Source organism: Actinoallomurus oryzae, assembly GCF_039541955.1.
GTDB lineage: Bacteria > Actinomycetota > Actinomycetes > Streptosporangiales > Streptosporangiaceae > Actinoallomurus > Actinoallomurus oryzae.
In genome coordinates this window covers 98,178-113,100 of sequence record NZ_BAABHF010000026.1, presented here as the reverse complement: position 1 = coordinate 113,100, position 14,923 = coordinate 98,178, and the positions used below count along the sequence as shown (strand labels likewise).

Annotated in this window: 12 protein-coding genes; 2 read left to right on the top strand and 10 right to left on the bottom strand. The window is 74.2% G+C overall.

Going from position 1 to position 14,923, the window contains the following annotated elements; genetic code table 11:
- Positions 1–13: 13 nt before the first annotated feature.
- Positions 14–1,234, bottom strand: a complete 1,221-nt coding sequence (locus ABEA10_RS26000) for a threonine synthase (RefSeq protein WP_345468447.1) — start codon at positions 1,232–1,234, stop codon at positions 14–16.
- A 221-nt stretch (positions 1,235–1,455) separates the two neighbouring features.
- On the opposite strand from ABEA10_RS26000, the gene ABEA10_RS25995 reads away from it, so the two are divergent.
- On the top strand, positions 1,456–3,252 hold the full coding sequence (locus tag ABEA10_RS25995) for a GAF domain-containing sensor histidine kinase (RefSeq protein WP_345468445.1): 1,797 nt from the start codon (positions 1,456–1,458) through the stop codon (positions 3,250–3,252).
- 185 nt (positions 3,253–3,437) lie between these two features.
- Here the strand turns inward: ABEA10_RS25995 and ABEA10_RS25990 are convergent, their stop codons facing one another.
- From ABEA10_RS25990 to ABEA10_RS25950, 9 genes are all read right to left on the bottom strand, one after another.
- A complete protein-coding gene (locus ABEA10_RS25990; RefSeq protein WP_345468443.1) occupies positions 3,438–4,349 on the bottom strand; it encodes a zinc-binding dehydrogenase in 912 nt (303 codons plus the stop codon).
- A gap of 91 nt (positions 4,350–4,440) precedes the next feature.
- Complete coding sequence (locus tag ABEA10_RS25985) at positions 4,441–5,727, bottom strand: acetyl-CoA hydrolase/transferase family protein (protein WP_345468440.1); 1,287 nt, start codon at positions 5,725–5,727, stop codon at positions 4,441–4,443.
- Positions 5,724–6,311 carry a MaoC family dehydratase gene (locus ABEA10_RS25980; protein ID WP_329235830.1) on the bottom strand — a complete coding sequence of 196 codons (588 nt, stop codon included), beginning with the start codon at positions 6,309–6,311 and terminating at the stop codon, positions 5,724–5,726. Before ABEA10_RS25980 ends, ABEA10_RS25985 begins: the two co-directional genes overlap by 4 nt.
- A complete protein-coding gene (locus ABEA10_RS25975) occupies positions 6,308–7,063 on the bottom strand; it encodes a hypothetical protein (RefSeq protein WP_345468436.1) in 756 nt (251 codons plus the stop codon). The genes ABEA10_RS25980 and ABEA10_RS25975 overlap by 4 nt, the downstream gene beginning before the upstream one ends.
- Positions 7,064–7,188: 125 nt before the next feature.
- Complete coding sequence (locus ABEA10_RS25970) at positions 7,189–8,295, bottom strand: glycosyltransferase family 4 protein (RefSeq protein WP_345468434.1); 1,107 nt, start codon at positions 8,293–8,295, stop codon at positions 7,189–7,191.
- On the bottom strand, positions 8,295–8,648 hold the full coding sequence (locus ABEA10_RS25965) for a hypothetical protein (protein ID WP_345468432.1): 354 nt from the start codon (positions 8,646–8,648) through the stop codon (positions 8,295–8,297). Before ABEA10_RS25965 ends, ABEA10_RS25970 begins: the two co-directional genes overlap by 1 nt.
- Positions 8,645–9,370: a hypothetical protein gene (locus ABEA10_RS25960; protein ID WP_345468430.1), complete on the bottom strand. Its 726-nt coding sequence runs from the start codon at positions 9,368–9,370 to the stop codon at positions 8,645–8,647. The genes ABEA10_RS25965 and ABEA10_RS25960 overlap by 4 nt, the downstream gene beginning before the upstream one ends.
- 13 nt (positions 9,371–9,383) lie before the next feature.
- On the bottom strand, positions 9,384–10,583 hold the full coding sequence (locus ABEA10_RS25955; protein WP_345468428.1) for a glycosyltransferase: 1,200 nt from the start codon (positions 10,581–10,583) through the stop codon (positions 9,384–9,386).
- Positions 10,580–12,157, bottom strand: a complete 1,578-nt coding sequence (locus ABEA10_RS25950; RefSeq protein ID WP_345468638.1) for an NAD-dependent epimerase/dehydratase family protein — start codon at positions 12,155–12,157, stop codon at positions 10,580–10,582. Before ABEA10_RS25950 ends, ABEA10_RS25955 begins: the two co-directional genes overlap by 4 nt.
- A gap of 701 nt (positions 12,158–12,858) precedes the next feature.
- On the opposite strand from ABEA10_RS25950, the gene ABEA10_RS25945 reads away from it, so the two are divergent.
- Positions 12,859–14,919 carry a hypothetical protein gene (locus ABEA10_RS25945; protein WP_345468426.1) on the top strand — a complete coding sequence of 687 codons (2,061 nt, stop codon included), beginning with the start codon at positions 12,859–12,861 and terminating at the stop codon, positions 14,917–14,919.
- Positions 14,920–14,923: the final 4 nt, after the last annotated feature.

The following is a 14,923-nucleotide window of genomic DNA, read 5'->3' as shown; positions in this document are numbered from 1 at the left end:
GGATCCAATTTCCTCAGCCGCGGGCGGGGATGCGGCCGTCCTTGGCCAGCAGCGGCACGTCGACGCGTACGGTCTCGGGGTACTTCACGCCCGCGCCGGTGTTGAGCACGACCACCTCGTCGTCGGCGCCGAGGTGCCCGGCGTCGCGCAGCCTCCCCAGCGCGGCGAAGCAGGCCGCGCCCTCGGGGCAGATGAAGGCGCCCTCCAGCTCGGCGAGCTCGGCCTGGGCGGCGAGGAGCTCCTCGTCGGTGACCGCGACCGCGGTGCCGCCGGTCTCGCGGACCGCCCGCAGGACGAGGAAGTCACCGAGCGCCTTGGGCACCGTGATGCCGAAGGCGACCGTACGGGCGCCGGGGAACGGCGTGCTCTCCTCCGCGCCGCTCTCGTACGCCTCCACGATCGGCGCGCAGCCGGCGGCCTGCACCGCCACCAGGCGCGGCAGGTCGCCGGTGATCCAGCCGAGCTCCTTGAGCTCCAGCAGCGCCTTGTGGATGCCGATGATGCCGACGCCGCCGCCGGTCGGGTACAGGATGACGTCGGGCATCCGCCAGCCGAGCTGCTCGGCGATCTCATAGCCCATGGTCTTCTTGCCCTCGAGCCGGTAGGGCTCCTTGAGCGTGGAGACCTCCTGGTAGCCGTCCCGCTCCCCCACCGCGGCGCCGACGAGTCGCCCGGCGTCGCCGATGAGGCCGTCGACGCGGTACAGCTCCGCCCCGGCGACCTGGCACTCGGCCATGGTGATCGGCGGTGCGTCGTCCGGCATCGCGATGAGACTGCCCAGGCCGGCCCGCGCGGCGTACAGCGCCCAGGCCGCGCCGGCGTTGCCGTTCGTCGGCATCGCGACGCCCTTGGCGCCCAGCTCGGCGGCGCGGGAGACCCCGACGGCCGCGCCGCGCGCCTTGAAGGTGCCGGTGGGGATCAGGCCCTCGTCCTTCATCAGGAGGCGGTTGAGCCCGGCGCGGCGGCCGTACGCGGGCAGCGGCAGCAGCGGCGTCATCCCCTCACCGAGGCTGACCGTGCGCTCGGGGTCCCGCACGGGCAGGACCTCGTGGTACCGCCAGAGGGTCGGGTCGCGGCGCGCGATGTCGTCCGGGGTCACCGCGTCCCGTACGCGGTCGAGGTCGTACCGGGCGAGCAACGGCGCTCCGGCGGCGGAGGTGCCCTGAAGGACGTCGGCGTCGTAGCGCTCGCCCGTCCGCGAGCACTCCAGGTGGCTGAGGAACGAATAGGTCACGGCCTCTCCTCGTGAGGGGGATGCACGAGGCCGCAATTTTGGATCCAAAATCAGGCGGTCGTCAATAGGCCATCCACATTCTGGACAATACCGACATGGATTGTTCCAACCCTGGCGGAGGGTCGATCCGGGTCGTGGGTTCGGCGGCCGAAATCCTGTATTTGGCCTGGTAGATACCATGTGTTATGCGCTGGAGCCCGCTCGCGCTTCCGCAACCTTGGATGCGCCCATCGGTACCGCTCGGCGTTCTCGTGCTGGTGGTGGGAGTCCCGGCGGAGACCGTGCTCGTCGCCCTGCTCAGCATGGTCACATCGGTCCTGTCGCTGGACGTGGTCTACCTGTTCGGCGTGGTGCTGATCTCCGCGGTCTGGGGGCTGGGGCTGGGGCTGGTGGCCGCGGCGGCCAGCGCCGTCGCCTTCGGCCTGTACTTCGCCACGTCCACGTCGAACCCGCACGGCTCGTGGATCATGCTCCTCGCGAACCTCGTGGCCTACTCGGTCGTCGCGGTGCTGTCCTGCTCGGTCTGTGCCTCGACGCGGCTGCTGGCGCGCGAGGTGGACGCACGCGTCGACGCCGACCTGTCCGCCACTCTGGCCCGTCTGCTGCTGCGCGCCCCCGACCTGCGGTCCGCGATGCCCGCGGCGGCCCGGGGACTGGCTCGCACGCTGGGTCTGCCGTCGGCCTCCATCCAGCCCGGATCCGTACGCGCCCGGGAGGGGCACACGACGTTCCCGCTCCGCGGCGACGGAATGCACGCCACCCTCATCGTCCCCGCCGACCTCACCGGGTCCACGCTCCGGCGGCTGCGCGACCGCGCGGTGCCCTCGCTGGAGTTGCTGCTGGAGGCCGCGCACGAGCGTGAGCGCACGGCGGACGCGCTGCGCGTCAGCCGGGACCAGCTCCAGCGGATCGTCGACGAGCAGACCTCGCTTCGGCACCTGGCCACCCTGGTGGCGTGCGGCGCCCCGCCGACGGAGGTCTTCGACGCCGTCGCCCGCGAGATGGGCATGAACCTGGGCGTGGAGCACACCGTGATCGTCCGTTACCGCCCGGACGACACGGCGGTGGTCACCGCCGGGAGCTGGAACTACCGGGGGATCGTCGAGCACGGCTCGCACTGGGTGCTGGAACCGGGAACCGTCACCGAGCTGGTCCACCGCACGCGTTCACCCGCGCGGGTGAGCGCCTACACCGGCGACGGGGCGCTGTCCAAGCGGCTGCGCGACCGCGGGATCGTCTCGTCCGTCGGCTGTCCGATCATGGTCGGCAGCTTCCTGTGGGGCATCGCGATCGCCTCCTCGAAGACGGAGGAGCCGCTGCCGCCCGACACCGAACGGCGGATGTACGAGTTCACCGAGCTGGCCTCCGCCGCCATCGCCAACGCCCAGAGCCACGCCGACCTGATCGCCTCGCGGGCCCGGGTCGTCGCCGCCGCGGACGAGACCCGCCGCCGCATCGAACGCGATCTGCACGACGGCACCCAGCAGCACCTGGTCACGATCGCCCTCGACATGCGGGGCATCGAGGTCGGCCTGCCGCCGGAGCTGGACGAGACGCGGCACCGGCTCTCGGGTGCGGCGCGGGCGCTGGAGGAGGCGCTCGCGGAGCTGCGGGAGATCTCCCGCGGCCTGCACCCGGCGATCCTGGCGAAGGGCGGCCTGAAGGTCGCGCTGACCGCGCTCGCCGGCCGCTCGTCCGTCCCGGTGGAACTCGCCGTGAACGGCACGGCCCGGCTGCCCGAACGCGTCGAGGTGAGCATCTACTACGTCGTCTCCGAGGCGCTGACCAACGCGGCCAAGCACGCGAACGCGACGGCGATCAGGGTCGACCTGTCCGTGGAGGAGACCGTGGTACGGCTGTCCGTCCGCGACGACGGCGCCGGAGGCGCCGATCCGAACCACGGGTCCGGGCTGACCGGCCTCTCCGACCGCGTCCAGGCCCTCGGCGGCCGGCTGCAGATCATCAGCCGTCCCGGCGAAGGGACCACGTTGTTCGCCGAGATCCCATATCAGCCATGACGACGGCGAACAGGCCGCCCCCTGTGCCGATTGTGGCCAATCCACTACGTAAGGTGTTCGTCGCCCCCTCGCGGGTTAGAAACATGACGAAGGTGATCCGGTAGGCACGGAAGACGGCGTGGGGCGAGAACCGCGGGGGTGCGGCTCCCGCCTCGCGTCGAACGGCCTCCGCGGGTGGGACGGCCTCAGGGCAGCAGGACGAGTTTCCGGCCGCCGGCCCGGCCGGCGGCCGCTCGGCTCAGCGCCGTCGGGCCCTCGGCGAGCGGCATCGCCTCGGGCGTGAGCCGGAGGCGGCCGGCGACGACGTCGTCGGCGAGCGCGGCGAGCTGTGCCGGATCCGGCCGGACGTAGAGGTTGGTGCTCGCCACGTCCCGGCGGGGCGGCGGCGCGTCCGACGTCAGCGAGCAGAGCAGGCCGCCGTCGCGTACGAGGCCCATCGCCTCGACGGCGGTGCCCTCGGCGGCGACGAGTGCGGCGTCGAAGCCGCCCTCCAGCCGTGTGGTCCAGCCGCGGTCGTGGTAGTCGGCCACCTCCGCCGCGCCGAGCTCGTACAGCCGCCGGGCGCTCGACTCCGACGCCGTCGTGGACACCGAGAGGCCGGCGGCCACGGCGAGCTGGAGCGCGAGTGATCCGGTGACGCCGCCCCCACCGGTGATCAGGAGCCGCTGCCCCGGCTCGAGCGCGAGCAGGTCGATCGCCTGCCGCGCGGTGAGGCCGGCGACGGGCAGCCCGGCGGCGGTCTCCGGATCGAGATCGTCCGGGCGCCGGGTGAGCACCTCCGCGGTGAGCAGGACACGCTCGGCCCAGAAGCCGCTGCCGCCGGGCAGCGGCGCCTCGTGCACCAGCACGGCGTCGCCGCCGGCCGGCTCCTCGACGCCCTCACCGGCGGCGATCACCCGCCCGGTCCCCTCGACGCCCAGCGCGGCGGGCGGGATCAGGCCCACATCCCATCCACCGGTGTGCAGCAGCCGGTCCCAGGCGCCGACTCCGGCGGCCTCGACGGCCACCACGACCTGGCCGGCGCCGGGCGGGACCGGGTCCGGCAGCTCCAGCGTCCGGACCCTCCCGCCGGCCTCGGTCACTCCACAGGCTCGCATCCGGCCTTCCTCCTCCCCGCCACGCGACCGCGGGTGAGCACACCCCCTGGATCCAGGATCGATCCACCGGACCGGAGATCGCCACCCGGGGTCAGTGCAGGAGACCGGCCCGCCGGGCGCCGTGGCGCAGCCGGTCGCGGTGGTCCGGGTGCGCGATGGCGATGAGGGCCTCGGCGCGGCGGGACAGGCTCCGCCCTCGCAGCTCGGCGACGCCGTACTCGGTCACCACGTGATCGACGGTGTTCTTCAGCGTCGTGACCGGGCTGCCCGGTGACAGGTCGACGGTGATCCTGCTGGTGCCGTCGTGGGTGGTCGCGTGGGTCACCAGGAAGGCCCGTCCGCCCGGCGAGTACATCGCGCCGCGGGCGAAGTCGGACTGGCCGCCCGAGCCGGACCAGTACCGCCCGGCGATGGTCTCGCTGGCGGCCTGACCGCGCAGGTCGACCTCGCTCGTGGCGTTGATCGAGACCATCCGCGGCTCTCGGGCGACGACGCGGGGGTTGTTCACCCACTCCACCGGCAGCAGCGCCACCGAGCGGTTGTCGTCGAGCCAGTCGAAGAACCGGCGGCTGCCGACGCAGAACGTCGCGACGTGCTTGTTGCGCTGCTGGTGCTTGCGCGCGCCGGTCAGCGCGCCGCACTCCACCAGGTCCATGAGGCCGTCGGACAGGGCCTCGGTGTGCACGCCGAGATGGCGGTGGCCGCGCAGCGAGGCGAGGAGGGCGTTCGGGATCCGGCCGACCCCGATCTGGAGGCAGGCGCCGTCCGGCACGCGCTCCGCGACGTACTCGGCGATCCTCGCGTCGCGTTCGTCGGGCTCGGACGGCACCGTCTCGGCGAGCGGGTATTCCGCCTCGCACCAGCCGGCGACCTGGCTGATGTGTAGCTGGTTCTGCCCGGACGTCCGCGGCATCCGCGCGTTGACCTCCAGGAAGAACGGCGTCTCGCCGATGAAGGAGGCCGCGTAGTCGGCGTTCGTGCCGAGGCTGAAGTAGCCGTGCCGGTCGGGCGGGCTCGCCGCCGCCAGCACCAGGTCACGGCGCGTGGCCTGGCGCAGCAGGAGCGGCACCTCGCTGAAGTGCGCGGGCACGAGTTCGCAGGTGCCGTTCCAGTAGGCCCGGCGGTCGCCGGGGCCGAGGAAGTAGCTGACGTGCTCCAGCCGCCCGGGGAACTCCCCCCGGATGTACGGACGCTCGCGCACCGGGTCCATCTGGTGCACCCGTACGCCGGTGAGTTCCGCGGCGCCCGCCTCCAGGGCGTCCATGACCGTGTGCGGCTCTCCGTTGAACAGCGGCACGATCAGGTCCGCGCCGGCGGTGACGTGCTCGAGCACGTCCGCGGGAGCGTTCGGCCGGTCGAGCCGGGCGGTCCCCGTCACGAGGACTCGCCGTCGTCGGCCGGGAGGCCGGCGGCGGCGCGCGAACGGCGGTCCCACTCGGGCTGGACGTCGGCGAAGCGCGGCCCGTGGCCGCGCTTGTAGACCAGCAGCGTGCGCTCGAAGGTGATGACGATCCTTCCCTCGGCGGTGAACCCGACCGTACGGACGGTGACGACGCCGACGTCCGGGCGGGACTTGGAGGGCCGGGCGGACAGGACCTCGGACTGGGAGTAGACGGTGTCGCCCTCGAACAGCGGGTTCGGCATCCGCACCCGGTCCCACCCGAGGTTGGCCATCACGTGCTGGGAGATGTCGGTCACGCTCTGCCCGGTGACCAGCGCGAGCGTGAACGTCGAGTCGACCAGCGGCCTGCCGAACTCGGTCTGGGACGCGTAGTGGGTGTCGAAGTGCAGCGGCGCGGTGTTCTGGGTCAGCAGCGTCAGCCAGGCGTTGTCGGTCGCGGTCACGGTGCGCCCGAGCGGATGCCGGTACACGTCACCGACCGTGAAGTCCTCGAAGTAGCGGCCGGTCCAGGACACCGTGCCGCCGGACCGCTCCGGCCCGCCCGTGTTCGGTTCGTTCATCTTCGCCACTCCTTCACGTGTTCGCCGCCTCGGTCCCATCGTTCCCGACCCGCTCGGGCCGCCCGTGCCCGGGCGGCGCGGGCGAACTGGTCGTCGAAGCGGCGCGGGAACGGCATCATCCGGTGCCGGTCCGCCCACGGGGCGGCCTGCCGTACGGCGTTGCAGCCGGCGGCGGTGACGATCCGCTCCGCGCCGGCGAACAGCGGCCAGGCCGGGTAGACGTCGAGGTGGGCGACGTCGTCCGGCAGCGTCGCGGGGCGGCTCGGCGACACGAGCGTGAACCGTGGCCGTACGCCCTCCAGCGCGGCGGTCTCCCGCGCGTACGCGACCAGCTCGGCGGTCTCGCCGGGCGGACCGGAGTGCACGACCAGCCAGCCGCCGGGCGAGGCCGCCGGAGGCGCGGCGGCGGGGGGTTCGGCGAGTCGCAGCGGGGCGAGGGCGGCGGACACCGACCGCAGGTACGCCTCGTGTCCGGCGGTCACCGGCTCCACGAGCCAGGTCTCGGCGAAGGCGAGCGGCTCGGCCGGCAGCAGCTGCCGGTACTCGTCCCAGCGCAGCAGCCGCGCCAGGTGCACGACGCGGACACCGGGCGGAACGGCGCGCGCGGACAGCTCTCCGGCCAGCCCGGCGGGAAACGCGTCCACCACGAGTTCGGCGGGCGCGAGCTCCGCCAGCGTGGCGGCGGCCCATCGGGTGAGCCCGTCGCGGTCGAGGCCGGCCGGCGCGGACCGTACGGGATGGCCGCCGGTCACGCGCGGGTCGGCGGCGAACGGCGAGCCGGTCAGGATCGTGACCGGCCCGCGCGCCTCCCGCGTGTGCAGGTACGCCCGGATGCGCGTGAGGTGCCCGAGCCCACCGCCGTGGGCGTAACAGACGATCAGCGGTCGCTCCCGGTCTCCCGGAGGACGGCCAGGTAACCCGCCGTCTCCGCCGCCGGGGTGAAGTCGCGGCGCACCCGCTCTTCGGCGGCGGCGCCCAGCTTGGCCAGTTCGTCGCCGGTCGCGCGCGCCGCGCGGCGGACGGCCGCCCGGCAGCCGTGCGGGTCACCGGCGGTGAACGTGAAGCCGATCTGGTCGTCGGCCAGGTCGGCGAGGCCGCCCGCGTCCGAGGCGAGCAACGGTACGCCCAGGGCGGCCGCCTCCAGCGCGACGTTCGGCAGGCCGTCGTAGAAGGAGGGCAGGGCGACGAGGTCGCAGGCCGCGTACACGGCGGGCAGCGCGAACCGGTCGAGGAAGGGCATCCGCGTCCAGGCGACGGCGTCGAGCCGCTCGGCGACACCGTCCTCCAGCTCCCCGACGAACAGCAGGTGGAACCGCTCCGCGTGGCCGGAGCCGAGCAGCGCGTCCAGCAGGAACCCGACGCCCTTCTTGTTCTTCAGCTGCCCGACGAGGCCGAGGACCCGGCGGCCGGGCGCGACGGCGGAGGCCCGCCACGCCTGCGCGCGGGACCGTTCGGAGGGCAGGATCTCCCAGTTCGCCGTGTCGATCCCGTTGGCCACCCAGGTCACGGCGGCTCCGGGCACGAGCGCGGAGACCAGCGGCGCGTGCGAGCGGGCCACCACGCAGACGCGCGCCGAGGCGCGCAGCGCGCTCATCAGCGCCTCACGGCGGCGCAGCGAGAAGACCCCGGTGTCGAAGTCGTTGCCGCGCAGGCAGGTGACCAGCGGCACGTCGAGCCAGGCGGCGATGACCGGGGCGCCCAGCAGCGCGTACGTGCCGCCGAACGCGACGACGTGCGTGTAGGCATGACCGGCGAGCATGGTCCAGAGGCGGCGCAGCGCGTGCTCGGGGCCGTCGCCGAGCGGCACGGTCAGCAGCCGGCCGCCGTACTCCCGCTCGTTCCCCCACGGCCGGTCGCGCCGGGTCAGGTGCGCGACGTCGACCTCCACGTCCGCGCCGCGCAGGCCGCGGACGATCCGGTCGCACGACTCGGCCATGCCGCCGCGGCTCGGCGGGTAGTGCTCGGTGAGCCACAGCACACGCATCAGCTGTCGTCCCAGCCGCCGTCGCCGTCGCCGAGGTCCCCGCCGACGTCGAGGTCATCGCCGGAGTCCCCGCCCTGGTCGAAGCCCTCCCGGTCGTAGCCGTGGTAGGTGTCGTACAGGACCGGGTCGCCGTAGTCGTAGGAGGTCCGCTGGTAGTGCGCGCGACGGTAGCCGCGCGCCCAGCCCGGGCGGTAAGGGTCGGCGTAGCCCTGGACGCCGGAGCACTCCGGACACAGACCCTGGGCGTCCACGTGCTCCGCGCACACCGGGCGGCCACAGCGGCAGGCGGTGACCGCGGGACGGTCGCAGCGGCCGAGGACGAAGAACCCGGTGGTCGCTCCGCAGGGGTTCACGCGGTCCTCCCCGAGGCCTGCGGCGGGGTCCAGCGGAACAGCTCGGCGACGACCGTGAGGATCGCCTGGAGCTGGTCGTTCTCCTCGGGCACGCGGGGAAGCTTGGCGGTGGCGTTCAGCGCGACACGCTTGCCGTCCTTGACCCGCACCCGGATCCACGCGGGCGGTGCGGTGCCCGGACGCCGCGCCGCGGCGTCCCGCGCCAGCGTGCGCTTGACGTCGATGCGCTGCACCGCCTTCTTCTTGGTCTTCCACTTGTGCTTGCCGCGGGCGTTGACCCGGTGGATCTTCCGGTGGCGGATCCGGTCGGTGACCCGGATCTCCAGGACGCTGCCGTCCCGCAGCTCCGCGCGCACCTGGAGCCAGGGGTCCAGGACGAACCACTCGGTGAGCCGGCGGACGCGCCCGCCGACGGGCAGGTCACGCTCGGGGCCCTTCTTGCCGGGCGCGCGCGGGCCGCGGAAGTCGGCGGCGACACCGATCGCGCCGTCCGGCGCCGTGTCCTCCGACAGCACCTGGATGATCGGGACGAGGACCGCCGTCGTCCGCGACGGCAGCCGCCATTTTCGTCGCTTCACCGTCACCTCGTGCTGGGAAAGGCTCGCCAGAACGGCCGCCCACTCACCGGGAACGGACGACGCCGAGACCGTGCGCTCCAGGGTCAACCGCTGGTGCGCGGGGTGGAAGCGACCGATCGCTTCGCGGGTCTTCCGCCAGAACATGAGGCGGACACTATCAATTGTCCATATTCGAAGTCATAGACCGATAAATCATGGCCATTTTCGCCCGCGTCGCCGCCCAGCCGAACTCCTCCCGTACGCGCCGGCGCCCGCGCTCCCCCATGGCCCGGGCTGCGTCCGGGTACTCCAGCAGGACGCGGATGACACGCGCCAGCTCCGCGGGACGGTCGGGAGCGACCAGGCGGCCGTGCGCGCCGTCGGCCATGATCTCCCGTACGGCGGGCAGCCCGGACGCGACCACCGGCGTACCGGCGGCCATCGACTCGAGGATCTTCAGCGGCGCGCAGCCCTGGTCGACGTTGCGCGCGCAGCCGGTCAGCGGCGCCACGGACAACTCCGCCCCGGCGAGCCAGGCGGCCACCTCGGCGTGCGGCAGCGTGAACCGCCAGACGATCCGGTCGGCGACGCCGAGCCGCCCGGCGAGCCGGCGCAGCGCCCGCGCCCGGCGTTCCGGCACGGACGAGCAGATGACCAGCCGGAGCCCGGTCAGGTCGGCGAGCCGGGCGAACGCGCGGAGCAGCACGTCGAGCCCCTGCCACGGCTGCAGCGCGCCCACGTAGACGATGTACCGCTCCGGCGCGTCGGGCGGGCGCGGCGTCTCGGACGGCACGTCGGCGCCGTTCGGCACCAGGTGGATCCTGCCCTCGGGCACGCCCCGCCGCACGAGCGCGGAAGCGATCACGTTCGAGGGCACCACGACCGCGTCGGCCCGCTCCAGGCAGCGGTCCTCCAGCCCGGCGATCGCGGCGAGCGTGGCCGGCGGCGCGAGCGGCCAGGTGTGGGCCAGCTCGATGGAGGGCAGCCCGTTCACCTCGTACACCACGCGGTAGCGCCGGCCGGGCGCGGTCACGACGGGCAGGGCGCTCCACGGGTCGCGGACGTGACAGACCCGCAGCGTGGAAACGTGCGGCGCCAGGTGCGCGGCGACCCAGCCGGAGTAGGCCTCCGCTCGGTCGATGAGGTTGGGAATCCGCTCGCCGAAGCGGGCGATCTCGACGCCGCGGTCCGGCTCCCACTGGTAGCGCGGCAGACCGCCCCCGCCGAGCACGCCGAGCAGGCCGCCGCCGAACTCCTCGAACAGCGCGGCCGCCATCTGCCCGATGTGCACCGCGGAGCCCTTGCTGGAGGGAAACCGGTCGAAGGCGAAGTACGCCGCGCGGACCTCCCGCCGCCGCGCCGCCCCCGGCGCGGTCACACCGACCGCCCGGCGGGGCGCGCGAGCCCCGCACCGGAAGCGCCCGGCGACTCGGCGCCGACGACCCCCGGCGGCTCAGCACCGGCGGCATACGGGGACTCGGCTCCGGCGCCGCACGGCCGCCCGGCGCTCGCGGCGCGCGGCGGCTCGGCTCCGGCGGCGTACGGGCGCTCGGCTCCGGCGGCATACGGCGGCTCGGGATCGGCGGCGTGCGGGGGTTCGGGGTACGCGGCGTGGCGGCGGTGCCAGGCGATCTGGTCGGCGAGGCCCTCGGCCAGGCCGATGCGGGGCGACCAGCCGAGGAGGCGGGCGGCCTCGCCGCTGTCGGCCCAGGTGCGGGCCGCGTCGCCGGGCACGGCGACCCGGTGGTCGATCCGTGGTCGTACGCCGAGCAGCCCGGCCAGCAGGTCGATCGCGTCCCGTACCGGGACGTGCGCCGGGTGGCCGACGTTGAGCACGGTGCCGGGCGGCAGGCCGGTCGTGGCGGCGGCGACGGTGGCCGCGACGACGTCGCCGACGTGGGTGAAGGCGCGCGACTGGCCGCCGTCGCCGAAGACCGGCAAGGGCCGGCCGGCGAGTCCCGCCTCGATGAACCGGTGGAAGGCCATGTCCGGCCGCTGCCGGGGACCGTAGACGGAGAAGTACCGCAGCACGACGGTCGGCAGCCCGCGCGCGGCGGCCCGCGCGGCGAGGCGTTCCATCGCGGCCTTGCTGGCGGCGTACGGGCTGGCGGGCCGCAGTGGGTCCCGTTCGGTGTTCGGGCGGCCGCCGGCCGAGCCGTACACCGAGGAGCTGGAGGCGACGACGACGCGCGGCGGCGCGGCGGCGGCCTCACAGGCCGCGAGCAGCCGGCGGGTGGCGGTCACGTTGTCGCGGACGGCGGCGGCGCGGCCCTCGCCCCACGAGCTGCGGACACCGGGCCGGCCCGCCAGGTGCACGACGACGTCCGCGCGGACGAGGGAGGCGAGGTCGTCGATGGCGAGGTCGGTCTCGACCCGGTGGACGCCGGGCCGGTCCGCGAGACCCGCCCAGTTCACCCGCGCGGCGGCGGGCGAGGCGGAACGCGCGGGCGCGTCGACCGCGACCACCTCGTGCCCGGCACGGGCCATCGCCTCCGCCACATGGCTCCCGATGAACCCGGCCGCCCCCGTCACCACCGCCCGCACGGTGCGCACCATAGCGGATCCCCCGGTACCGGTACGTTCCAGTGGCCGGCGCTCGATGACCTCCTGGAGCGCCTCGGCCAGCGGCTCGGGGTCGAGCCGGGCGTGCCGGCGAAGGCCCTCGGCGAGGCGGCGCAGCCCGTCGTCGATGTCCTCGCCGCGACGCTCCACGAGGCCGTCGGTGTACAGGACGAGGGTGGCGCCGGGGGCGTACGACAGCTCCGCCTGGGGCCTGGGGAGGTCGGCCACGCGAACGCCCAGGGGCGGGTCGGTGGCCTGGTCGAGGAAGTGGACGGTGCCGTCGGGCTGGAGGAGCACGGGTGGGAGGTGACCGGCGCAGCTGTAGGTGATCGTCTGCCGCGCCTTGTCGATGACGGCCTGGACGGCGGTGCTGGCCAGCGCCCCGTCGATGGAGCGCGCGTACCGCCCGAGCCCTCGAGCGCCTGCCCGGGCTCCTCGAGGACCTGGATTCCGGCGCTGAGGGCGCTGCGCAGCTGTCCCATCACCCCCGCGGCTGCGGGAACGCGTCGAACAGGTGCCGGCCGAGGAGTTCCTCTGCCCGGAAAGGCGGCTTCTTCGGCATACCCGGCGTCCGACGGGGCCGCCGCCCTCGATGGCGCTCGGACGGACCTGGAGAACGCCGGATCCAGGGCTCCTGGCGCGAAAAGAGCGATCTGACCGGAATGCTCCGGGACAGCGGATATCGCGTGACGCTACGGTCGGCTTGGCCGATCATCGGATCGGCGACGAAATCGGCACCGGCGGAGCGTCCATGATCCAGCGCGGCGAGAAAACCGAAGGCCCGGCCGCCCGGCCCACCTCTCCGACGAAGGAGGGCCCATGACCGAACGCAGCGAGCGAATCGAAGACATGGCCGCATGGCGCATCTCCCCGACGAAGGAGGGCCCATGACCGAACGCAGCGAGGGCATCAAAGACGCGGCCGCATGGCGCATCTCCCCGACGAAGGAGGGCCCATGACCGAACGCAGCGAGGGCATCGAAGACGCGGCCGCATGGCGCATCTCCCCGACGAAGGAGGGCCCATGACCGAACGCAGCGAGGGCATCGAAGACGCGGTCGCATGGCGCATCTCCCCGACGAAGGAGGGTTCATGACGCCCTACCCTCCGGCGCCTGCGGTCGGCCCGCCCGGCGGTGCGGCGCCGCGCCGCGGTCCGGGGCTGCTCCTCCTCATTCCGGCGGCGCTGACCTGGCTGGTCACGCTGGTCGTGCCGAGCGTGCAGACCATCGCGCGGAGCTTCCAGGCGGGCGGTGGTATCCGGGGTACCGCGCACGCCGCCGGCCTGCGCAACTACACGTACTTCCTGGGACACGGGGCGTTCTGGAAGGCCCTGGCCTTCTCGCTGTCGTTCGCCCTGGTGCCGCTGCTGATCCTGCTGGTGGTCGGGCCCCCGCTCGCCGCGGCGCTCGACCGGGCCGGCACCTGGCCGCGTCGCGTCGGCCGGGTGCTGCTGTCGTTGCCGCTCGTGACGTTCTCTCCGGTCGCGATCGCCGCCGCGTGGCTCATCGGGCAGCGCGACGGCGGGATCGCGACGATGTTCGGCCGGGTGCCCTCCAGGAGCGCGTGGTCGCCCTCCTCGCAGCTCATCACGTCCGCGGCGATGTTCGGTCTGCTGTGCGGGCTGGCGCTGCTCGTCTTCCTGCCCATCTTCCGCGGCCGGAGGCAGGGGCGCCGGCTCACCCCGGCGTTCCTCGCGGTCGGCTCGATCGTCGTGCTGGCGGGCATCGCCGTGGCGCTCCAGGCGCTCTCGGTCAGCCTGACGATGAGTCCCCGGCCGACGCTCGCGGCGCTGGAGTACACGAGCGCGTACCTCTACATGGACTTCGGCAGCGCCGCGGCCGTCGCGACCGTGAGCGGGCTGGCGCTCGGCGTGCTCGGCATCGTCGCGACGGTCATCGCCGTACGGACCGGGCTGCGGATCGAACTCGGACCGGGCGATGAGGCGGCGCCGAGGCGGCCGGACGCCGGAGGCCGCCTCGTGATCGGCGCCCTGGCCCTCGTCGTCGTCGTGATCGTCGGCGTCGTCTGCGCATGGCCGTGGCTGTCGGCCCTCTTCTCGGCCGAGCACACCGCTCCGCTGCGGCCGTCCGCGGCGCGGATCCTGCTCAACACCTGGGCACCGCCGGTGCTGGGCGCGATCGTCTCGGTCGGCACGGCGTTCCTGGCCGCGCTCGGAATCGGTGGCCTGCGCCCGCTCGGCCGGCACAGCGAGTGGCTGCTGCTGGTCTTCTCGCCGTGGCTGTTCGTCGGCGTGGCGCCGCTGAGCATCGCCGGCTTCGACAACGCCCGGCATCTCGGCCTGCTCAACCACTTCATCGGCCTGGTGCCGCCGGTCCTGCTGAGCGTGCCGTCGCTGCTCGTGCTCACGCTGTTCTGCCGGACCCGCGCGGCGCGGTGGCGCGCCGGTGGATCCGGCTTCTTCCCGCAGGTCGTGGTGCCCGCGCTGCCGCTCGCCGCGCTCATGGGCGGCGTGACCGTCCTGTTCGGCGCGCACGGGGTGCTGTGGCCGTTCATCGTGGGCACCACCGCCGAGTCCCGGACCGCGCCCATCGCCGTGCTGGCGGACCTGCGCGGTTACGCGTCCAACCCGTCCGTCGGCGCGGCGACGCCCCTCCTCGTGGTGATCGTGCTGTTCCTCGCCCTGGGAGCGCTGCAGATCTTCTACCTCGACCGGCTGGTCATCACCACCGGCCCGGCGGACGACGCCGAGGCGGACGCGCGTTCGCTTCCGCCGGCCCACGCGCCGTGGCCCGGCACCGGCTACGGCTCCGCGCCGCCTGCCCCGTACGGCCCTCAGCCCGGCGCGCACGCTCCCCCACCCGGCACGGCCGGTCCCCCACCCGGAGCGTACGGCCCACCACCCGGCGCGTACGGGCCACCACCCGGCGCGTACGGGCCTCAGCCCGGCGGGTATGCGCCGCCACCCGGCCCGGGCGGTCCGCCACCCGGCCCGTACGGTCCGCCCCCTGGTCCGTACGGCACTCCGGCCGACCCCGGCGGCTACCGGCCTCCGCCCGGCTACGGCCCACCGCCGCCTCCCGCACCACCGGCGGAAGGCGCGACGCGCCCGGCGAGCAGAACGGACGAGCCGCAGGACACACGGACGGAACCCGCCGAACCCGACGGCCAGGAGCCGGATCCCCCTCGCTGAAGGT

Coding starts and splice junctions, on each gene's coding strand:
- ABEA10_RS25980 (WP_329235830.1), bottom strand. CDS start 6,311: ATGAACGAACCGAACACGGGCGGGCCGGAGCGGTCCGGCGGCACGGTG.
- ABEA10_RS25995 (WP_345468445.1), top strand. CDS start 1,456: ATGCGCCCATCGGTACCGCTCGGCGTTCTCGTGCTGGTGGTGGGAGTC.
- ABEA10_RS25970 (WP_345468434.1), bottom strand. CDS start 8,295: ATGCGTGTGCTGTGGCTCACCGAGCACTACCCGCCGAGCCGCGGCGGC.
- ABEA10_RS25990 (WP_345468443.1), bottom strand. CDS start 4,349: ATGCGAGCCTGTGGAGTGACCGAGGCCGGCGGGAGGGTCCGGACGCTG.
- ABEA10_RS25945 (WP_345468426.1), top strand. CDS start 12,859: ATGACGCCCTACCCTCCGGCGCCTGCGGTCGGCCCGCCCGGCGGTGCG.
- ABEA10_RS25960 (WP_345468430.1), bottom strand. CDS start 9,370: ATGTTCTGGCGGAAGACCCGCGAAGCGATCGGTCGCTTCCACCCCGCG.